The sequence below is a fragment of the Promicromonospora sukumoe genome, from assembly GCF_014137995.1.
Lineage (GTDB): Bacteria > Actinomycetota > Actinomycetes > Actinomycetales > Cellulomonadaceae > Promicromonospora > Promicromonospora sukumoe.
Genome location: NZ_JACGWV010000001.1, coordinates 895,125 through 913,000 on the forward strand (window position 1 = coordinate 895,125; position 17,876 = coordinate 913,000).

Here is a 17,876-nt window from a genome sequence, read left to right on the forward strand (position 1 = left end):
CGGCGGCCCTCCACCACGAAACAGCAACGATGGTGCGCTTCTACCCAGCGATTACGCCCGGAAACAGGCCAGTTCCGGGCGCAATGACTGGGTAGAAGCGCACCATCGCCGACCGCTCGACCACCGCACGCTCAGAGCCGCGTCCACGCCTCGCTCAGCACACCCCGGAGGATCTGTTCGATCTCGTCGAACTCCGGCTGCCCGACCGTCAGCGGCGGGGCGAGCTGCACCACCGGGTCGCCTCGGTCGTCGGCGCGGCAGTACAGGCCGGCCTCGAAGAGCGCCGGGGTGAGGAACCCGCGCAGCAGCCGCTCGGCGTCGTCGCCCGAGAACGTCTCCCGGGTGACCTTGTCCCGGACGAGCTCGATCGCGTAGAAGTACCCGGCGCCGCGCACGTCGCCCACGATCGGCAGGTCGTGCAGCCGCTCCAGGGTGGACCGGAACGCGGGCGCGTTCTCCTTGACCCGCCCGGTCAGGTCCTCCTCCTCGAAGAGGTCGAGGTTCGCCATGGCGACCGCCGCGGACACCGGGTGCCCGCCGAACGTGTACCCGTGCGCGAACGTCGTCGACCCGTGGGCGAACGGCTCGTACACCCGGTCGGAGACCAGGCAGGCGCCGATCGGGGAGTAGCCCGACGCCATGCCCTTGGCGCACGTGATCATGTCGGGCACGTAGCCGAAGTCGTCGCACGCGAAGATCGACCCGATCCGGCCGAACGCGCAGATCACCTCGTCGGAGACCAGCAGCACGTCGTGCCGGTCGCAGATCTCGCGCACCCGCTCGAAGTAGCCGGGCGGAGGTGGGAAGCAGCCGCCGGCGTTCTGCACGGGCTCGAGGAACACGGCCGCGACCGAGTCCGGCCCCTCCGTCTCGATGAGCACCTCGATCTGGTCGGCCGCCCACCGGCCGAACGCCTTCGGGTCGTCGCGCAGGTCCTCGGACGCCCGGTAGATGTCGGTGTTCGGCACCTTGAACGCGCCCGGGACCAGCGGCTCGAACGGCGCCTTGAAGCCCGGCACGCCCGTCACGGACAGCGCTCCGTGCGTGGTGCCGTGGTACGCGATGTTCCGGGAGATCACCTTGTACTTGCCCGGCCGGCCCTGCAGCTTCCAGTACTGCTTGGCCAGCTTGAACGCCGTCTCCACGGCCTCGGAGCCGCCGGTCGTGAAGAACACGCGGTTCAAGTCGCCCGGCGCGAGGTCGGCCAGGCGTTCGGCCAGGTCGATCGCGGGCGGGTGCGCGAACGACCATAGCGGGAAGTAGGCGAGCTCGCCCGCCTGCCGCGCCGCGGCCTCCGCGAGCACCCTGCGGCCGTGCCCCGCCTGGACCACGAACAGCCCGGAGAGCCCGTCGATGTACCGGCGTCCGGCGGCGTCCCACACGTGGTGGCCCTCGCCGCGGACCAGCGTCGGCACCCCCGCGTCCCAGGCGGACTGCCGCGTGAAGTGCCCCCAGAGATGCCGCCGGGCGGCGTCGTCCCGCGCGGTGCCGCGCGGCGTGACGTTCGCCCCGCCGGGCACCGCCCCGGGCGCCTCACCAGGCGCGCCCCCGGGCGCCCCACCAGGCACGGACACAGAGCTTCCGGTCATCGTGATCCCCCGTCGTGGAGCGGCGTCGCGGCTGACCCGACCAGGCTATGGCGTGTCAGACGCACAGGTCACCCGAGGGACCTGTATGTCTGACACGGCGAGCGCCGCCGCGGCAACACTCACCGCCGGCTCGTCCAGTTGAAGACCGCCCACCCCGTCACCAGCGCGCCCACGGTGACCAGCGCCGTGGCCGTGACGGCCTGGATCGGGCCGATGAGCGACGCGTCCAGCGCCACCTGGACGGTACCGATCAGGGCGTACACCCCGGCGAAGACCGTGATCGCGGACAGCGTGCCGTCCATCAGCCGACGCCGGGACCGCTCCCGCCGGACCTCCGCCGCGCGCTCGCGGTCGCCGTGCAGCCGTTCGAGCGCCGCGAGCCGGGCCGCGATCGGCTCCTGGAGCAGCTCGCGCAGCCGTTCGGTGACGCCGGCGGCCTGCTGCTCGAACCGCGACGCGTGCAGGAGCTGGTTGAGCATCCGCGACTCCAGCGCGGAGGCGAGGAACGTCGGCGAGGTGATCGTCGTCAGGGTGGTGCGCACCTCCGAGGCGAACTCGTGCAGCCGTAGCTGCTCGCGCGTGAGCCGCTCCTTGCGGTCGGCGAGGTCGGCGCCGTTGTTCACGTCGTGGTCGGCGAGCATGGTCGCGACGATCCGCAGGTGGTCGGCCAGGGTGGCGTTCCAGGCGCTGAACAGCCCGTTGAGGCTGGCCACGAACTCGGCGAGCGAGCCGTACTGGGAGATCTTGAAGTGCGCCGTCCCGACCAGAGCCACGGTGGTGGAGTTCGTGGCCACCGCGACGACGTCGCCCAGGTGCCGCACGCCCTCCAGCAGCACGGGGTTGCGCTGCCGCAGGGTCCAGTCGCACAGCGTGGCGGTGCCGTAGGACACGGGCTGCAGCAGCACCTGCGAGCCGAACGCGGCCAGCATCTCGTCGCCCATGTTGACCGGCGTCCGGCGTTCCGGGGGAGCGGCAGGGCCCTGCCCCCGGCTCGCCTCGTAGACGGTGGTGACCACGTGGGCGCGCCCCTGGGCGATCTCGGTGCCCCGGCGGACCAGGTCCGCCGTCGCCCGCTGGAGCAGGTCGGCCAGGTCGAAGAGGCGTTCGGGCGGGAGCGCGCCGCCCGGGTCGACGTCGACGGGCGAGCCGTCCAGCGCGATCCACCGCACCCGGATGTCGGCGTGCAGGTTGGACAGCCGGAACCGGGCGTCGCGGACCTGCTGCGGCGACTGGTCGCGCGACGAGTACCGGAACCGCACGTAGTGGTTGCCGAACTCGGTGAACCGCACGTCGCAGGACAGCTCCGCGATGAACGTCCCGTCGGGCTGCTCCAGGCGCACGTTCGGCATCGACAGCGACGCGCCGCCGTACGGGCGGGCCGCCCGGTCGACGCTCGCCCAGACGTCGTCCATCTTGAGGCGGCCGCGCACGGCGAAGGCCTGGACGCCCAGCAGCTCCGGGCGCTCGTCCCGGTGCGCGAGCCGCCGGATGGCGGTCACCGCGGCGGCGGGCCGCACGTCGCGCAGCCCGAACGGGTAGATGTAGACCGTCCGCAGCCGGTCGAGCGTGAGCCAGGTCGCGTCGAGGTTGCGGTACAGCTCCGTCAGGTGCATCCGGTAGGAGCGCAGCTCGCTGGCGAGGATGTAGTTGAGGTGCCGGTCGGTCTCGGCGGCGCGCAGCCCGTCCAGCGCGGGGCCCAGCCGGGCGGGCTCGCCCGCCATCGCGTCCGACGCCGCCCCCGCGGCCTCGGCCAGCGCGCGGAAGTACCGGACGCGCGTGACGGCCTGGGGCACCAGGGCGCGGCGGAACGGCGACGTGGGGTCGGGGATCGCCCGGGCGGCCTGCAGCAGCTCGCCGCACCGGTCTCCGGCTCGCCCGGCGGCGTCGGCCACGCGGAGCAGGTCGCCCGCGCTGCGGGCGGCGGCCGTGTGCATCTGGGTGATCAGCGTGCGCAGCAGCACGGCGACGGCGTCGCCCTCGGCCCGGCAGACGTCGTCGGGCGCGCGGTCCCGGCAGGTCTCCCAGGTCTCGACGAAGGCCCGCAGCGGCACGATGATGCGGCCGTGCCGGAACGTGTACTGCAGCGCGTCGCTCGCCTGCGACCACAGGTACACCCCGAGCAGCGCGGCGGCCCGCGGCCGGTCGACGACGGCGGTCAGCGCCGCGGCGGTCTCCGGGCCACGCGGGTCGCCGGTCACGGGATGACGGCGGTTGGGTGCGTCGCCGTCGTCGCCCATGTTCCAGCGCGACGCCGCCCAGATGGCGCTGACGTCCACGCCGATCTCGCGCAGCTGCCGGGCGACCCGCGAGTCGCCGTCCGCGGCGGACCAGGCCTCGGTCTGGAACATCGAGGTCAGGCTCTCCGCGAGGGAGGACGGGCCGTGCGCGTGCAGCTCCCGGAACCCAGGGACGGACGAAACCGACATGCCACCAGGTTAATGATGAGTAACCGATGTTTCAACGAATCACCATGTAGGCGGCATGGGGTGAACGTCGGGTGGCCGTCCCGGGGGGAGCCGCGCGCGGCTTCCCTGGCTGTCAGACAGGTGTCGTAGTCTCGGTCCCGTGAGCATCGTTCCGCACATCGTTGGTGTGCTCGTCCTGCTGGTGGGCGTCCTGGTCTCGGTCGGTCTGCACGAGCTGGGGCACATGATCCCGGCCAAGAAGTTCGGCGTGCGCGTCAGCCAGTACATGGTGGGCTTCGGCCCCACCCTCTGGTCGCGGACCAAGGGCGAGACCGAGTACGGGATCAAGGCCATCCCGCTCGGCGGTTTCGTGCGCCTGGTCGGCATGATGCCGCCTGCCCCCGAGGGCACGAAGCGCAAGAAGGGCTTCTGGAACGAGCTCGTCGCGGACGCGCGCGACGCGTCGGTCGCCGAGGTGCGGCCCGGCGAGGAGCACCGCGCGTTCTACAACCTCTCGACGCCCAAGAAGCTCGTGGTCATGTTCGGCGGGCCGTTCATGAACCTCGTGATCGCCACGTTCCTGATGGCCATCATCCTGATCGGCTACGGCCTGCCCGCCGTCTCCACGACCGTGGCCCAGCTCTCCGACTGCGTCCCGGCGTCCGCGACGTCCAGCGCCACCGGCGACGACTGCGAGGGGCAGCCGGCCGCGCCCGCCGCGGCCGCGGGCCTCCAGCCGGGCGACGAGGTCGTCTCCTTCGGCGGTACCGAGGTCACCGGCTGGCAGCAGCTCGTCGGCCTGATCAACGCCTCCGCAGGCCGCGAGTCCGACGTCGTCGTGCTGCGCGACGGCGAGCGCGTCACGCTCGAGGTGACCCCCGCCGAGACCGAGCGCCCCGTCGTGGACGAGCAGGGCGCAGCCGTCCTGGCCGCCGACGGCACGCCGGTCACCGAGCCGGGCGGGTTCGTGGGCTTCTCCCCGCTCCAGGTCCGCGAGCCGCAGCCGCTGTCGCGTGTGCTGCCCGAGGTCGGCAACATGACCTGGCAGACGGCGACCATGGTCGCGACACTGCCGGTCCGCGTGGCCGAGGCCGCCACCCAGGCCTTCACGGCCGAGGAGCGCTCGCAGGACTCCGTGCAGTCGATGGTGGGCGTCGCGCGGATCAGCGGCGAGATCATGGCGCTGGACGAGGCCATCCTCGACCGCGTGATGATCTACCTCAGCCTGCTCGCGAGCCTGAACATCGCGCTGTTCGTGTTCAACCTCATCCCGCTCCTGCCGCTCGACGGCGGGCACCTGGTCAACGCCCTGTACGAGGGCGGCAAGCGGACCGTCGCGCGGGTACGCGGCGCCGCCGTCCTGCCCGGTCCCGCCGACGTCGCGCGCATGACCCCCGTGGCCTACGTGGTCTTCCTGATCCTGCTCGGCGTGGGCGGCGTGCTCATCGTGGCGGACCTGGTGGATCCCGTGCGGATCACGTGACGCCAGACACCATGTGCGTTTCGCACCTTCTGAAACGTGGATACTGATCCTGTGACCGCAATCAGCCTCGGCATGCCAGCAGCACCCCCGCCGGTCCTCGCCCCTCGCCGGAAGACCCGCAAGATCAAGGTCGGCAAGGTGGAGGTAGGCGGTGACGCTCCCATCAGCGTGCAGTCCATGACCACCACGCCGACGACCGACATCAACGCGACCCTCCAGCAGATCGCGGAGCTGACGACGGCAGGGTGCGACATCGTGCGCGTCGCCGTCCCGACCTCCGACGACGCCGAGGCGCTGCCGATCATCGCGAAGAAGTCCCAGATCCCCGTGATCGCGGACATCCACTTCCAGCCCAAGTACGTCTTCCAGGCGATCGACGCCGGCTGTGCCGCCGTCCGCGTCAACCCGGGCAACATCCGCAAGTTCGACGACCAGGTCAAGCAGATCGCGCAGGCCGCGAAGGACGCCGGCATCTCGATCCGCATCGGCGTCAACGCGGGCTCGCTCGACAAGCGCATCCTCGAGAAGTACGGCAAGGCCACCCCGGAGGCCCTCGTGGAGTCCGCGGTGTGGGAGGCCAGCCTCTTCGAGGAGCACGACTTCCACGACTTCAAGATCTCGGTCAAGCACAACGACCCTGTCGTCATGGTTCGCGCCTACGAGCTGCTCTCCGAGCGGGGCGACTGGCCGCTGCACCTCGGTGTCACCGAGGCCGGCCCGGCGTTCCAGGGCACCATCAAGTCGGCCACCGCGTTCGGCGCCCTGCTCAGCAAGGGCATCGGCGACACGATCCGCGTCTCCCTCTCGGCCCCGCCGGTCGAGGAGGTCAAGGTCGGCAACCAGATCCTGCAGGCCCTCAACCTGCGGCCTCGCAAGCTCGAGATCGTGTCCTGCCCGTCGTGCGGCCGCGCCCAGGTGGACGTGTACACGCTCGCCGAGAAGGTCACCGCGGGCCTGGAGGGCATGACCGTCCCGCTGCGCGTCGCCGTCATGGGCTGCGTCGTCAACGGCCCGGGCGAGGCCCGCGAGGCCGACCTCGGCGTCGCGTCGGGCAACGGCAAGGGCCAGATCTTCGTCAAGGGCGAGGTCATCAAGACCGTCCCCGAGGCGATGATCGTCGAGACCCTCATCGAAGAGGCGATGCGTCTCGCGGATGAGATGCCCACGCCGGAGAATGAGGCACAGGCCGGCTCGCCGGTCGTCTCCGTCGGCTGAGCCGCAGCAGGATCGCGGGCTCGGGCGATACTGAAGGTTCGGACTCGAACGGAGCAAGGCATGGCTCGTTGGCGCACCCCGGTTCCGGCCGGGGCGCGCCCCGACGGGCCGTTGGAACCGGGCGAACAGGACATGGGCTCGCAGCTCGGCCGCGGCGACATGCTCGCGCGGTCGCTCACCCGCGCCGACCTCGCGGCGGCGCTGGCCGTGTGCGCCGTCGACCCGGTCGCCTCCGTGCTCGCCACGGCCCGCCTGGAGATCGCGGCGCGCTCCGGGTTCGGCGCCGCCGCAGGTCAGGCGTGGGGTTTTCCCGCCGTCGGGCCGCTGGAGGCGGTGTGCTGGTCCGGCGCCAACCTGGTGCCCGTGGTCCCGATCACCGACCCGGCCCGCCGGGCCGAGGCGATCGCCGCGTTCACGACCGTCGCCCGGATCTACGGGCGGCGGTCGTCGTCGATCGTGGGGGAGCAGCGGGCCGCCCTCGCGCTCTGGGAGCGTCTGTCCCCCCACTGGCCCGCGGCCCGGGACGTGCGCGCCGACCAGCCGTCGATGGCCATCGGCAACGACCCCCTGGTCGCGCCCGACCCCACCGTCCGGCGCTCCGTGCCCTCCGAGCTGGAGCTCGTGCTGCCCGCCTGCGTGCGCATGTTCACCGAGGAGGTCGGCTACTCGCCGATCGCCGCCGGCGGGTCCGCCTACGCCGAGCGCGTGCGCTCGCTCATCACGGAGGGGCGCTCGTTCGTGCGCCTCGTGCCCGACGGCGACGGCCGGCCCGCCGTCGGCTTCAAGGCCGAGCTCGGCGCGGTGGCCGGCGGGGTCGCCCAGGTGCAGGGCGTCTGGGTGGAGCCCGCGTTCCGTGGACGCGGATGGTCGGAGTCCGGGATGGCGGCGGTGGTCGCCGCGACCCGCGCCACGATCGCGCCGGTCGTGTCGCTCTACGTCAACGCCTACAACGAGCGGGCCATGGCCGCGTACCGGCGGGTCGGCTTCGAGCAGGTCGGCACGTTCGCGACGGTCCTCTTCTGACGCCTCTGACGCCTCTGACGCCGCTCCGCGCTGTCGCTCTCTCCTTCGAGACCTAAGTTTCTTCGCTTTCGGCCGCCCCAAAGCGAAGAAACTTAGGTCTCGAAGGAGAGGGGGCCGAGCCGGTTCAAGGGCTCAGTGCGCCCCGTCCGGCGGGTTCAGCGCAGGAGCTTGGACATGCGGCGGTCCGCCAGCGGCTTGCCGCCCGTCTGACACGTCGGGCAGTACTGCATCGAGCGGTCGGCGAACGACACCTCGTGCACGAGGTCGCCGCACGGCACCCCGTTCCAGCCCGGGCACGGCTCGCCGGTGCGCCCGTGCACCCTCATGCCGGCGCGCTTGGCGTCCTTGAGCTCCTTGGCCGGCTTGCCCGACGCCGCCTCGATGGCCTCCGTGAGCACGTCGCCGATCGCCTGGTGCAGCCGGGCGGTCTCCTCGGGCGTGAACGTCCCGGTCAGCTTGTACGGGCTGAACCGGCTCACGAGCAGGATCTCGTCGCTGTAGGCGTTACCGATCCCCGCGATGGCCCGCTGGTCGCGCAGCAGGCCCTTGACCTGCTGGTTCTTCGCCTTGAGCAGGTCGGCGAGCACCTCGGTCGTGAACTCCGGGGCGAGCGGCTCCACGCCCAGGGAGGCGATCATCTCGACGTCGGCCGGGTCGCGGACCACGTGCACCGCCAGCCGCTTGCGGGTGCCCGCCTCGGTCAGGTCGAAGCCGGAGCCGTCGTCGAGCCGCACGCGCAGCGCGAGGACGGCACCCCGGCTGGAGCCGCCGAGCGAGGGGCGCACCGGCTTGGTGGACAGCGCGTCCGACCAGCGCACCCAGCCGCCCCGCGAGAGATGGAAGACCAGGTGCAGCGGGGCGCCGTCGGGCCCGGCCCCGGAGCCGGCGGGGGAGACCGCCAGGTCCAGCCACTTGCCGTGCCGGGCCACGTCCACGACCTGGCCCCCGGCGAGCGCGGCGGGCGGCGGGTCGAACGTCTTGAGCGCGGCGATCGAGCCCACCTCCACCGCGCTGACCGTGCGTCCCGCGGTCCGCGCGCGCAGGAAGTCGGCGAGCGCGGCGACCTCGGGCAGCTCCGGCATGGCCTCATCCTCCGCAACTTCCCGCAGCACGGCAAGACCTGCCCCGGGCCCCACCACTAATTCCGGGCGAGCCGCGGGGCCCCGCGCGGATAGGCTGTGCCCCATGTCTTCCGCACGCCTCACTCAGGGCGACGTGCTGCGCATGTCGTCCCTCTTCGTCCGTACCCTGCGCGAGGACCCGGCCGAGGCCGAGGTCGCCAGCCACAAGCTCCTCGTGCGGGCCGGGTACATCCGCCGGGCCGCCCCGGGCATCTACTCGTGGCTGCCGCTCGGCCTGCGGGTGCTGGCCAAGATCGAGGCGATCGTCCGCGAGGAGATGGTCGCGATCGGCGGCCAGGAGGTGCACTTCCCGGCGCTGCTGCCGCGGGAGCCCTACGAGGCGACGGGTCGCTGGGAGGAGTACGGCGCCGGCCTGTTCCGGCTCAAGGACCGCAAGGACGCCGACTACCTGCTCGCGCCCACGCACGAGGAGATGTTCGCGCTCCTGGTCAAGGACCTGTACTCGTCGTACAAGGACCTGCCGGTCACGCTCTTCCAGATCCAGACCAAGTACCGCGACGAGGCGCGCCCCCGCGCGGGCCTGATCCGCGGGCGCGAGTTCATCATGAAGGACTCGTACTCCTTCGACGTCAAGGACGAGGGCCTGGACGTCAGCTACCAGAAGCACCGCGAGGCCTACGAGAAGATCTTCACGCGCCTCGGCCTGGAGTACGTGATCGTCTCGGCGATGTCGGGCGCCATGGGTGGCTCGCGCTCCGAGGAGTTCCTGTCGCCCTCGCCCATCGGCGAGGACACGTTCGTGCGCTCGGCCGGCGGCTACGCGGCCAACGTGGAGGCCGTGGTCACCCCGGTCCCCGCGGCGGTCCCGTACGACGACGCCCCCGCGGCCCACGTCGAGGACACCCCCGACACCCCGACGATCGCCACGCTGGTCGACGTCGCCAACGCGAAGTTCCCCCGCCCCGACCGGGCCTGGACCGCCGCCGACACCCTGAAGAACGTGGTGCTCGCGCTGGTGCAGCCCGACGGGACCCGCGAGCTCGTCGTCGTCGGCCTGCCCGGCGACCGCGAGGTAGACCTCAAGCGCATCGAGGCCGCGCTGACGCCCGCCGAGCCCGAGGCCGCCACCGAGGAGGACTTCAAGAAGTTCCCGCAGCTGGTCAAGGGCTACATCGGGCCGCAGGCGCTCGGCCCCCAGGGCGAGCAGGTCGAGGGCGAGGACGGCGAGAAGGTCCCCGCTATCCGCTACCTGCTCGACCCCCGCGTCGTGCCCGGCACCCGTTGGATCACGGGCGCCAACGAGCCCGGCAAGCACGTGTTCGACCTGGTGGCCGGCCGTGACTTCACGGCCGACGGCACGGTCGAGGCCGCCGAGGTGCGCGCCGGCGACCTGGCGCCCGACGGCTCCGGCCCGCTGGAGCTCGCGCGCGGCATCGAGATGGGCCACATCTTCCAGCTCGGCCGCAAGTACGCCGAGGCCCTGGGCCTGGTCGTGCTCGACGAGAACGGCAAGCAGGCCGTGGTGACCATGGGCTCGTACGGCGTCGGCGTCACGCGCGCCCTGGCCGCGCTGGCCGAGGCCAACCACGACGAGCGCGGCCTGGCGTGGCCGGCGCACGTCGCCCCCGTGCACGTGCACCTGGTCGCGGCAGGCACGGACGCCGCGATCTTCGAGGCCGCCGAGAAGATCGCCGAGGAGCTCGCCGCCCGTGGCGTCGAGGTGCTCTACGACGACCGGGCCGGCAAGACGTCACCTGGCGTGAAGTTCAAGGACGCCGAGCTGCTCGGCGCCCCGCTCGTGGTCACCGTGGGCAAGAGCCTGGCCGACGGCGTCGTCGAGGTCCGGCCGCGCGCCGGCGAGGCGGAGCACTTCCCCGTCGACGGCATCGTGGACGCCGTGGCCGAGCGGGTCGAGGCCCTGCTCGCCTGAGGGTCGCGCGGGTCACCGCCGTCGGGCCGGGCTGGAAGCCTGGTCCGACGGCGCGTGAGCCGCACGGGGAGGGGCCGGGAGAGGGCCGTCAGGCCCGCTCGGGCAGACCCGGGAAAGCCACGACCGGGGCGCCCCACCGGGCGCCGGCCAGCGTGGAGTCGGTCAGCAGCGCGACGAGCACGGCGCGCGTGCCGGACTCGGCGACCCCGGTGAGCGAGGCGTAGTCCTGCGCCAGCCCGGCCTCGAGGTCGATCGCGAGCTGTGAGGTCGGCGTGTCCGAACCGGGCACCGTGTAGGCCACGCGGCGCGGGTCCTGGTCCGTCCCGTCGACGCCGGCCAGCAGCGCCCAGGCCTGGGCGCGTGCGCGGTGCGCGACGGCGCGCTCGTGCGCCCGGGTACGGACGTCGCCGTCGGACTGCGCCGCCCGGACCTCGTACGCGTAGCCCGCGGTGTCCTCGGCCAGGATCAGGGCGCTCAGGTCCTCGGCCGACAGCCCGCCGGGGGCCACCGGCGCCTCCTCGCTCGTGGCGGACGCCGGAGCCGCCGACCCCTCGTCGCCCTCGCTCGGCTCGGGCGCGGGGTCGGCGGGCTCGGCGATCTGGGTCGAGGGCAGGGCCGGACCCTTGACGCCGGTGAGCAGGGCGAGCTCCCTGGCGTGCTGCGTCTGCGACGTCGAGATCGAGGCGAGCAGCCGGCCCAGAGGCCCGGACTGCACCTGGTCGGAGGCGGCGCGCGTGCGCGTGGCGGCGTCGCGCAGGGACGCGACGACGGCGCGGGGCGTGTGCTCCTGGACGGTCGCGGACGGCGACGCGCCGCCGGTGCCCTCGGACACGATGTCGCCGAGGCCCGAGTCGTACTCGCCGCCGAGCTGGTCCGCCTGCGCGGTCGCGGACTCGGCGATCGTGGTGAGCTCGGCCTCGACGTCGGCATTGATCCGGTCGCTCGTCGCGGCGGTCGCGGCCTGGTCGGCCACGAGCAGCGCGTCGGCCACCGCGGTGCGCCGCAGGACCTCCGCGGCGTCCGGCACCGGCTCGGTCGGCGGCGGCGTCTCGAGCCGCAGCCCGCAACCTGAGAGAATGATCGCGCAGGTCAGGGCCAGCGCGGTCAGACCTGACCGGCGTCGGGTACGTGCCGTGCGGTTCGAGGCGTTCATCGTGGCCGATGATGTCACGTTCCGGAACCCTGTTCGTTGCCCGGCCGATTGCGGTCGGGTCACGGACATCACGTTCTTCGCGAAGTGCCGAGGTCGGAGGCTTCGTTAGGCTTGACGCAGACAACAACAGCACATCGGTCGAACCGTTCCGGCTCGAACCGTGCCCCCGCGCATGGGGGAGCCGACGGGAGGCAGTCGATGACACAGCAGGCGGATGCGGTCCGCGGGGTGGTGGGGCCGGTGGTCGAGGCCGCCGGGCTCTACCTCGAGGAGGTCAGCGCCACGCGGGCGGGCAGCAAGTCCGTGGTCCGCGTCACGGTCGACCTGCCGGACGACGCCGTCGGCAGCCTGGACTCGGACGTCCTGGGCGACGTGTCGCGCGCGATCTCCGCGGCGCTGGACACGGACGACGTCGTGGCCGGTGCCTACACGCTCGAGATCTCCACGCCGGGCACGTCCCGGCCGCTGACCGAGCTGCGCCACTTCAAGCGTGCCCGGTCCCGGATGGTCACGCTCAAGCTCACGGACGGCAGCCGGGCCGAGGGCCGGCTCACCGACGTGCTGACGGACACCGACGGCGACGTCCTGGTGCTCGACGACGACCGGCGGATCCCCGCCGGCGACGTCGCCCGGGGCAAGGTCGAGGTCGAGCTGCGACGGCTCGAGGACGCCCAGGATGCCGAGGATTCGGAACTGGGCGAGAGTGCAGGTGAAGACACCGACGAGGACTCGGACGGTGCCGCTACGGACAACACGACCGAGGGTCACCCCGGCCGCAACGAGGAAGGCTGACATGGACATCGACATGACCACGCTCCGGATGCTGGAGCGCGAGAGGGACCTCAGCCTGGACGTCCTCGTGGCGGCTATCGAGCAGGCGCTCCTCTCGGCCTACCACCGCACCCCCGACGCCTACAACCGGGCCCGGGTCGAGGTGGACCGTGCGTCCGGCCACGTGACGGTGTGGGCGCGCGAGGAGCTGCCCGTGGACGAGGACCCGGAGGACCCGGACGCGCGTCCCGCCGTGGAGCTCGGGCCCGAGTTCGACGACACGCCCCAGGACTTCGGCCGCATCGCCACCGCGACGGCCCGTCAGGTCATCGTGCAGCGGCTGCGCGACGCCGAGGACGACCAGGTGCTCGGCACCTTCCGCGGCAAGGAGGGCGAGGTCCTGGCCGGCGTCATCCAGCAGGGCCGCGACCCGCGCATGGTGCTCGTGGACGTGGGCGGCACCGAGGCGGTGCTGCCGCCGCACGAGCAGGTGCCCACCGAGGAGTACGTGCACGGCGAGCGGCTGCGCGCCTACGTGGTCGAGGTCAGCCGCGGAATGAAGGGCCCCCAGATCACGTTGAGCCGTACGCACCCGAACCTGGTGCGCAAGCTCTTCGAGCTGGAGGTCCCGGAGATCGCGGACGGCTCGGTGGAGATCACCGCCATCGCCCGTGAGGCGGGGCACCGCACCAAGATGGCCGTGCGGTCCCGGGTGTCCGGGCTCAACGCCAAGGGTGCGTGCATCGGCCCGATGGGCGCTCGTGTGCGCGCCGTGATGGCCGAGCTGCACGGCGAGAAGATCGACATCGTCGATCACAGCGACGACCCCGCGTCCTTCGTGGCCAGCGCGCTGTCCCCGGCCCGTGTGTCGTCTGTCACAGTGGTCGACGCCGACGCGCGTGCCGCACGGGCGATCGTCCCCGACTACCAGCTGTCCCTCGCGATCGGCAAGGAAGGCCAGAACGCCCGGCTCGCCGCGAAGCTGACGGGGTGGCGCATCGACATCCGCTCGGACGAGGCCGCGGACGCCGACGCTGGTGGCGCCGCCGCCGACGCACAGAGCGGTCGGTAACGCCCGGTGGGTCGGCGCGGTAGACTGTCCGAGTCTGGGCCGCGTGCTCGTCCTTCGACATACCCCGCTCCGCCTGTCATGGGCCCGGTGCGTACGTGTGTCGGATGCCGGGGGCGCGACCAGCGGTCTGCACTCCTGCGTCTGGTGCTGGACACCCCGATGCATGATGTCGACGTGGCAGAGCCACGGCGCATCGTCGTCGACGTCCGTGCCTGTCTGCCGGGTCGCGGCGCCTGGGTCCACCCGGTGCCGCAGTGCCTGGAGCTCGCCGAGCGCCGCAGGGCCGTCCCACGCGCACTGCGCGCCGACGGGCCCCTCGACCTCGGCGAGGTACGAGCACACCTCGGCCGGTGAGGGTGCCGACCGCAAGACCGTTCCGACCGAGCGCGACAGAGCGCCCGGCCGAATCATGAAGTTCGTCGACAAGGAAGCGGGTTTGAAGCCGATGGGCACCCGATGAGTCCCCAGCGATGAGTACGCAGTACTAACGGTGGTCCTCCCTGTCCCGGGACGGACCGAGACAGGAGAGATGTGGCGAAGATCCGCGTTCACGAGCTTGCGAAGCAGCTCGGAGTGGAGAGCAAGACCCTGATGGGCGAGCTGAAGGCCGCGGGCGAGTTCGTCCGCTCGGCCTCCTCGACCCTCGAGGCCCCGGTCGAGCGAGCGATGCGCGACAAGTTCCCGGTCGGTGGCGCCCCTGGCGCGTCCGACAAGGGCGCCGCGGCGAAGCCTGCCGCGAAGAGCGCGCCGAAGCCGGCCGCGAAGCCCGCGGCCCGGAAGCCTGCCGAGGCGGCACCCGCCCCGGCGCCGGCTCCCGCACCGGCCCCGGCACCCAAGTCCGAGGCGGCACCCGCACCTGCGCCCGCCGCGGCACCTGCCCCTGCGCCGGCGGCTCCCGCCCCGGCTCCTGCGGCCGAGACCCAGGCGGCGCCCGCGGCGTCCGCCAAGCCGGCCGGCACCGCGCCCAAGCCGGGTGCGCCCAAGCCCGCTGCCGCGGCTCCCAAGCCCGGTGCCCCCAAGCCCGCCGCCGCCCCCTCGGGCGCGCGTCCGGGTGGGCGTGACGGCGGTCGCGACGGCGGCCGTGGCGGCCGTCCGGGCGGCGGCAACCCGCGTCCGGGCAACAACCCCTTTGCCACCAGCCAGGGCATGCCCCGTCCCGGTGGCGGCCGTGGTGGCCGTCCCGCGGCCGGTGGCGGCGAGCGTCCCGGCGGCGGTAACCCGCGTCCGGGCAACAACCCGTTCGCGACCAGCCAGGGCATGCCGCGTCCGGGGCAGCGCCCCGAGCGCAGCGAGTCGGCCGGCGAGCGCCCGGGCGGTCCCCGTCCCGGTGGCCCGCGCCCCTCGGCGCCCCGTCCCGGTGGCACCGGTGGCGGCGGCCCGCGCCCGAACCCCGGCATGATGCCGGGCAAGACCAACATGCCGCGTCCGGGTGACCGCCCGGCGCCGGGTGGCGGCCGTGGTCGCCCCGGTGGCGGCGGCGGTGGCCGTCCGGGTGGTCCGGGTGGCGCCGGCGGTGCCGGTGCTCCGGGTCGTCCCGGTGGTGGCGGCGGCTTCGGCGGCCCGCGTCGTGGTGCCGGTGGTCGCGGTGCGACCCAGGGTGCCTTCGGTCGCGCCGGTGGCAAGCCGGTCCGCGGTCGTAAGTCGCGTCGGGCGAAGCGCCAGGAGTTCGAGGCCATGCAGGCCCCGTCGCTCGGTGGCGTGCAGGTCCCCCGCGGCAACGGCAGCACGGTCGTCCGGCTGCGCCACGGTGCGTCGCTGAACGACTTCGCCGACAAGATCGACGCGAACCCCGCGGCGCTCGTGACCGTCCTGTTCCACCTGGGCGAGATGGCCACGGCCACGCAGTCGCTCGACGAGGACACGTTCGGCACGCTGGCGACCGAGCTCGGCTACCAGATCGAGATGGTCTCGGCCGAGGAGGAGGACCGCGAGCTGCTCGGGGCCTTCGACATCGACCTGCAGGCCGAGGAGGCGGGCGAGTCGGACGACGACCTGGTCGCCCGTCCGCCGGTCGTGACCGTCATGGGTCACGTCGACCACGGTAAGACCAAGCTCCTCGACGCCATCCGCAAGTCGGACGTGGTGGCGGGCGAGCACGGTGGCATCACCCAGCACATCGGTGCCTACCAGATCACGCACGAGCACGAGGGCGTCGAGCGCGCCATCACGTTCATCGACACCCCGGGTCACGAGGCGTTCACCGCCATGCGTGCCCGTGGTGCCCAGGTCACGGACATCGCGATCCTCGTGGTCGCGGCCGACGACGGCGTGATGCCGCAGACGGTCGAGGCCGTGAACCACGCGCAGGCGGCCGGCGTGCCGATCGTCGTCGCGGTCAACAAGATCGACGTCGAGGGTGCCAACCCGGCGAAGGTGCGTCAGCAGCTCACCGAGTACAACCTGGTGGCCGAGGAGTACGGCGGCGACACGATGTTCGTCGACGTCGCGGCCAAGCCGGGGATCGGCATCGACGACCTCGTCGAGGCCGTCCTGCTGACCGCCGACGCCGCTCTCGACCTGCGCGCCAACCCGTCCAAGGACGCGCGCGGTGTCGCGATCGAGGCCAACCTCGACAAGGGCCGCGGCCCGGTCGCCACGGTGCTGGTCCAGTCGGGCACGCTGCACGTCGGTGACTCGATCGTCGCCGGTACGGCCCACGGCCGTGTGCGTGCGATGTTCGACGAGCACGGCAACGCGGTCGACGCCGCGACGCCGGCCCGTCCGGTGCAGGTGCTGGGTCTGACCAGCGTCCCGAGCGCCGGCGACACGTTCCTCGTGGCGCCGGACGACCGGACCGCCCGTCAGATCGCCGAGAAGCGTGAGGCCGCCGAGCGTGCCGCGACGCTGGCCAAGCGCCGCAAGCGGATCAGCCTCGAGGACTTCGACACCGAGCTCAAGAAGGGCAAGGTCGAGAGCCTCAACCTCATCCTCAAGGGCGACGTGTCCGGTGCCGTCGAGGCACTGGAGGACGCGCTGCTCAAGATCGACGTGGGCGAGGAGGTCGAGCTGCGCGTCATCCACCGTGGTGTGGGTGCGATCACGCAGAACGACGTCAACCTGGCCACGGTCGACAGCGCCGTGATCATCGGCTTCAACGTGAAGTACGGCGAGCGCGTCGAGGAGCTGGCGGAGCGCGAGGGCGTCGACGTCAAGTTCTACTCGGTCATCTACCAGGCGATCGAGGACGTCGAGGCGGCCCTCAAGGGCATGCTCAAGCCGGAGTACGAGGAGGTCCAGCTCGGGACCGCGGAGATCCGTCAGGTCTTCCGTTCCTCGAAGTTCGGCAACATCGCCGGTTCGGTCATCCGCTCGGGCACCATCCGACGCAACTCCAAGGCGCGGGTGCTCCGCAACGGCACCGTCGTGGGCGACAACCTCACGATCGAGTCGCTGCGCCGCGAGAAGGACGACGTCACCGAGGTCCGCGAGGGCTTCGAGTGCGGTATCGGTCTCGGGTCGTTCAACGACGTCACCGAGGGCGACACCATCGAGACCTTCGAGATGCGCGAGAAGCCGCGCGACTGACGCCTGTGATTCATTGAGTGCGGGGTATTCGCCCGGACGGCTTGTCCGGACGGGCGAATACCCCGCACTCACGCTGAAAGGACTAGATCATGGTCGACAACCCGCGGGCTCGTAAGCTCGCCGACCGCATCAAGGTGATCGTCGCGCAGATGATCGACTCGCGGATCAAGGACCCGCGGCTCGGTTTCGTGACCGTCACCGACGTCCGCGTGACCGGCGACCTGCAGAACGCCTCGGTGTTCTACACGGTCTACGGCTCGGACGAGGACCGGGAGGGCACGGCCGCGGCGCTGAAGAGCGCCACGGGCCTGATCCGCTCCGAGGTGGGCAAGCAGACCGGTGTGCGGCTGACGCCGACCATCGAGTTCCACCTCGACTCCGTCCCCGAGACGGCCGCGCACCTCGACGCCGCGCTGATCGAGGCGCGCAAGCGGGACGCCGAGCTCGAGGCGCTGCGCGCCGGGGCCCGGTACGCGGGCGACGAGGACCCGTACAAGAAGCCGCGCGAGGACGACGCCGAGGCCGAGTGACCTCCGCGTCCCGCGCGCACGCCTGACAGCGCCGCCCGCCCGCGGCCCGACCGGTACCTTCCGGCCGGGCTGCGGGCGGCGTCGTCGTGTCCGGGGCG

General features: G+C 72.4%; 13 protein-coding genes. 9 read left to right on the forward strand and 4 right to left on the reverse strand.

Features of this window, described 5'->3' with window-relative positions; all coding sequences use genetic code 11:
* Nucleotides 1–131 precede the first annotated feature (131 nt).
* Both FHX71_RS04000 and FHX71_RS04005 read right to left on the reverse strand, forming a co-directional pair.
* Nucleotides 132–1,589, reverse strand: a complete 1,458-nt coding sequence (locus FHX71_RS04000) for an aspartate aminotransferase family protein (protein WP_246402196.1) — start codon at nt 1,587–1,589, stop codon at nt 132–134.
* Nucleotides 1,590–1,708: 119 nt separating this feature from the next.
* The gene (locus tag FHX71_RS04005) at nt 1,709–4,015 is read right to left on the reverse strand and encodes a hypothetical protein (protein WP_182614527.1); all 2,307 of its coding nucleotides are present in this window, start codon (nt 4,013–4,015) and stop codon (nt 1,709–1,711) included.
* Nucleotides 4,016–4,154: 139 nt separating this feature from the next.
* Between FHX71_RS04005 and FHX71_RS04010 the strand changes: the two genes are divergently transcribed.
* The 3 genes from FHX71_RS04010 to FHX71_RS04020 all read left to right on the forward strand — a co-directional run bounded on the left by FHX71_RS04010 (nt 4,155) and on the right by FHX71_RS04020 (nt 7,715).
* Nucleotides 4,155–5,477, forward strand: a complete 1,323-nt coding sequence (locus FHX71_RS04010) for a M50 family metallopeptidase (protein WP_312876919.1) — start codon at nt 4,155–4,157, stop codon at nt 5,475–5,477.
* Nucleotides 5,478–5,549: 72 nt separating this feature from the next.
* A complete protein-coding gene (ispG, locus tag FHX71_RS04015; protein WP_182618458.1) occupies nt 5,550–6,692 on the forward strand; it encodes a flavodoxin-dependent (E)-4-hydroxy-3-methylbut-2-enyl-diphosphate synthase in 1,143 nt (380 codons plus the stop codon).
* Between the two features lie 60 nt (nt 6,693–6,752).
* Nucleotides 6,753–7,715 (forward strand): GNAT family N-acetyltransferase, encoded by a 963-nt coding sequence (locus FHX71_RS04020; protein WP_182614528.1) that lies wholly within the window; start codon nt 6,753–6,755, stop codon nt 7,713–7,715.
* A gap of 155 nt (nt 7,716–7,870) precedes the next feature.
* Here the strand turns inward: FHX71_RS04020 and FHX71_RS04025 are convergent, their stop codons facing one another.
* Nucleotides 7,871–8,797, reverse strand: a complete 927-nt coding sequence (locus FHX71_RS04025) for an Fpg/Nei family DNA glycosylase (protein ID WP_182614529.1) — start codon at nt 8,795–8,797, stop codon at nt 7,871–7,873.
* Nucleotides 8,798–8,900: 103 nt separating this feature from the next.
* Here FHX71_RS04025 and FHX71_RS04030 point away from each other — a divergent pair, with 103 nt between their 5' ends.
* Entirely contained in the window at nt 8,901–10,727 is a 1,827-nt protein-coding gene (locus tag FHX71_RS04030; RefSeq protein ID WP_246402199.1) for a proline--tRNA ligase, read from the forward strand.
* Between the two features lie 88 nt (nt 10,728–10,815).
* Here FHX71_RS04030 and FHX71_RS04035 read toward each other — a convergent pair whose 3' ends face one another.
* Nucleotides 10,816–11,880 carry a DUF4439 domain-containing protein gene (locus tag FHX71_RS04035; protein ID WP_182614530.1) on the reverse strand — a complete coding sequence of 355 codons (1,065 nt, stop codon included), beginning with the start codon at nt 11,878–11,880 and terminating at the stop codon, nt 10,816–10,818.
* Nucleotides 11,881–12,078: 198 nt separating this feature from the next.
* Here FHX71_RS04035 and rimP point away from each other — a divergent pair, with 198 nt between their 5' ends.
* The 5 genes from rimP to rbfA all read left to right on the forward strand — a co-directional run bounded on the left by rimP (nt 12,079) and on the right by rbfA (nt 17,778).
* The gene (gene rimP / locus FHX71_RS04040) at nt 12,079–12,672 is read left to right on the forward strand and encodes a ribosome maturation factor RimP (RefSeq protein WP_220489473.1); all 594 of its coding nucleotides are present in this window, start codon (nt 12,079–12,081) and stop codon (nt 12,670–12,672) included.
* 1 nt (nt 12,673) lies between these two features.
* Nucleotides 12,674–13,723 (forward strand): transcription termination factor NusA, encoded by a 1,050-nt coding sequence (gene nusA, locus FHX71_RS04045; RefSeq protein WP_182614531.1) that lies wholly within the window; start codon nt 12,674–12,676, stop codon nt 13,721–13,723.
* A 78-nt stretch (nt 13,724–13,801) separates the two neighbouring features.
* Complete coding sequence (locus FHX71_RS04050) at nt 13,802–14,077, forward strand: YlxR family protein (RefSeq protein ID WP_182614532.1); 276 nt, start codon at nt 13,802–13,804, stop codon at nt 14,075–14,077.
* 177 nt (nt 14,078–14,254) lie between these two features.
* Nucleotides 14,255–17,248 (forward strand): translation initiation factor IF-2, encoded by a 2,994-nt coding sequence (gene infB / locus FHX71_RS04055; protein ID WP_182614533.1) that lies wholly within the window; start codon nt 14,255–14,257, stop codon nt 17,246–17,248.
* An 89-nt stretch (nt 17,249–17,337) separates the two neighbouring features.
* On the forward strand, nt 17,338–17,778 hold the full coding sequence (gene rbfA, locus FHX71_RS04060) for a 30S ribosome-binding factor RbfA (protein WP_182614534.1): 441 nt from the start codon (nt 17,338–17,340) through the stop codon (nt 17,776–17,778).
* The last annotated feature ends 98 nt before the right edge of the window (nt 17,779–17,876 follow it).

Coding starts and splice junctions, on each gene's coding strand:
- FHX71_RS04000 (WP_246402196.1), bottom strand. CDS start 1,589: ATGACCGGAAGCTCTGTGTCCGTGCCTGGTGGGGCGCCCGGGGGCGCG.
- FHX71_RS04005 (WP_182614527.1), bottom strand. CDS start 4,015: ATGTCGGTTTCGTCCGTCCCTGGGTTCCGGGAGCTGCACGCGCACGGC.
- ispG (WP_182618458.1), top strand. CDS start 5,550: ATGCCAGCAGCACCCCCGCCGGTCCTCGCCCCTCGCCGGAAGACCCGC.
- FHX71_RS04020 (WP_182614528.1), top strand. CDS start 6,753: ATGGCTCGTTGGCGCACCCCGGTTCCGGCCGGGGCGCGCCCCGACGGG.
- FHX71_RS04025 (WP_182614529.1), bottom strand. CDS start 8,797: ATGCCGGAGCTGCCCGAGGTCGCCGCGCTCGCCGACTTCCTGCGCGCG.
- FHX71_RS04030 (WP_246402199.1), top strand. CDS start 8,901: ATGTCTTCCGCACGCCTCACTCAGGGCGACGTGCTGCGCATGTCGTCC.
- FHX71_RS04035 (WP_182614530.1), bottom strand. CDS start 11,880: ATGAACGCCTCGAACCGCACGGCACGTACCCGACGCCGGTCAGGTCTG.
- rimP (WP_220489473.1), top strand. CDS start 12,079: ATGACACAGCAGGCGGATGCGGTCCGCGGGGTGGTGGGGCCGGTGGTC.
- nusA (WP_182614531.1), top strand. CDS start 12,674: ATGGACATCGACATGACCACGCTCCGGATGCTGGAGCGCGAGAGGGAC.
- FHX71_RS04050 (WP_182614532.1), top strand. CDS start 13,802: ATGGGCCCGGTGCGTACGTGTGTCGGATGCCGGGGGCGCGACCAGCGG.
- rbfA (WP_182614534.1), top strand. CDS start 17,338: ATGGTCGACAACCCGCGGGCTCGTAAGCTCGCCGACCGCATCAAGGTG.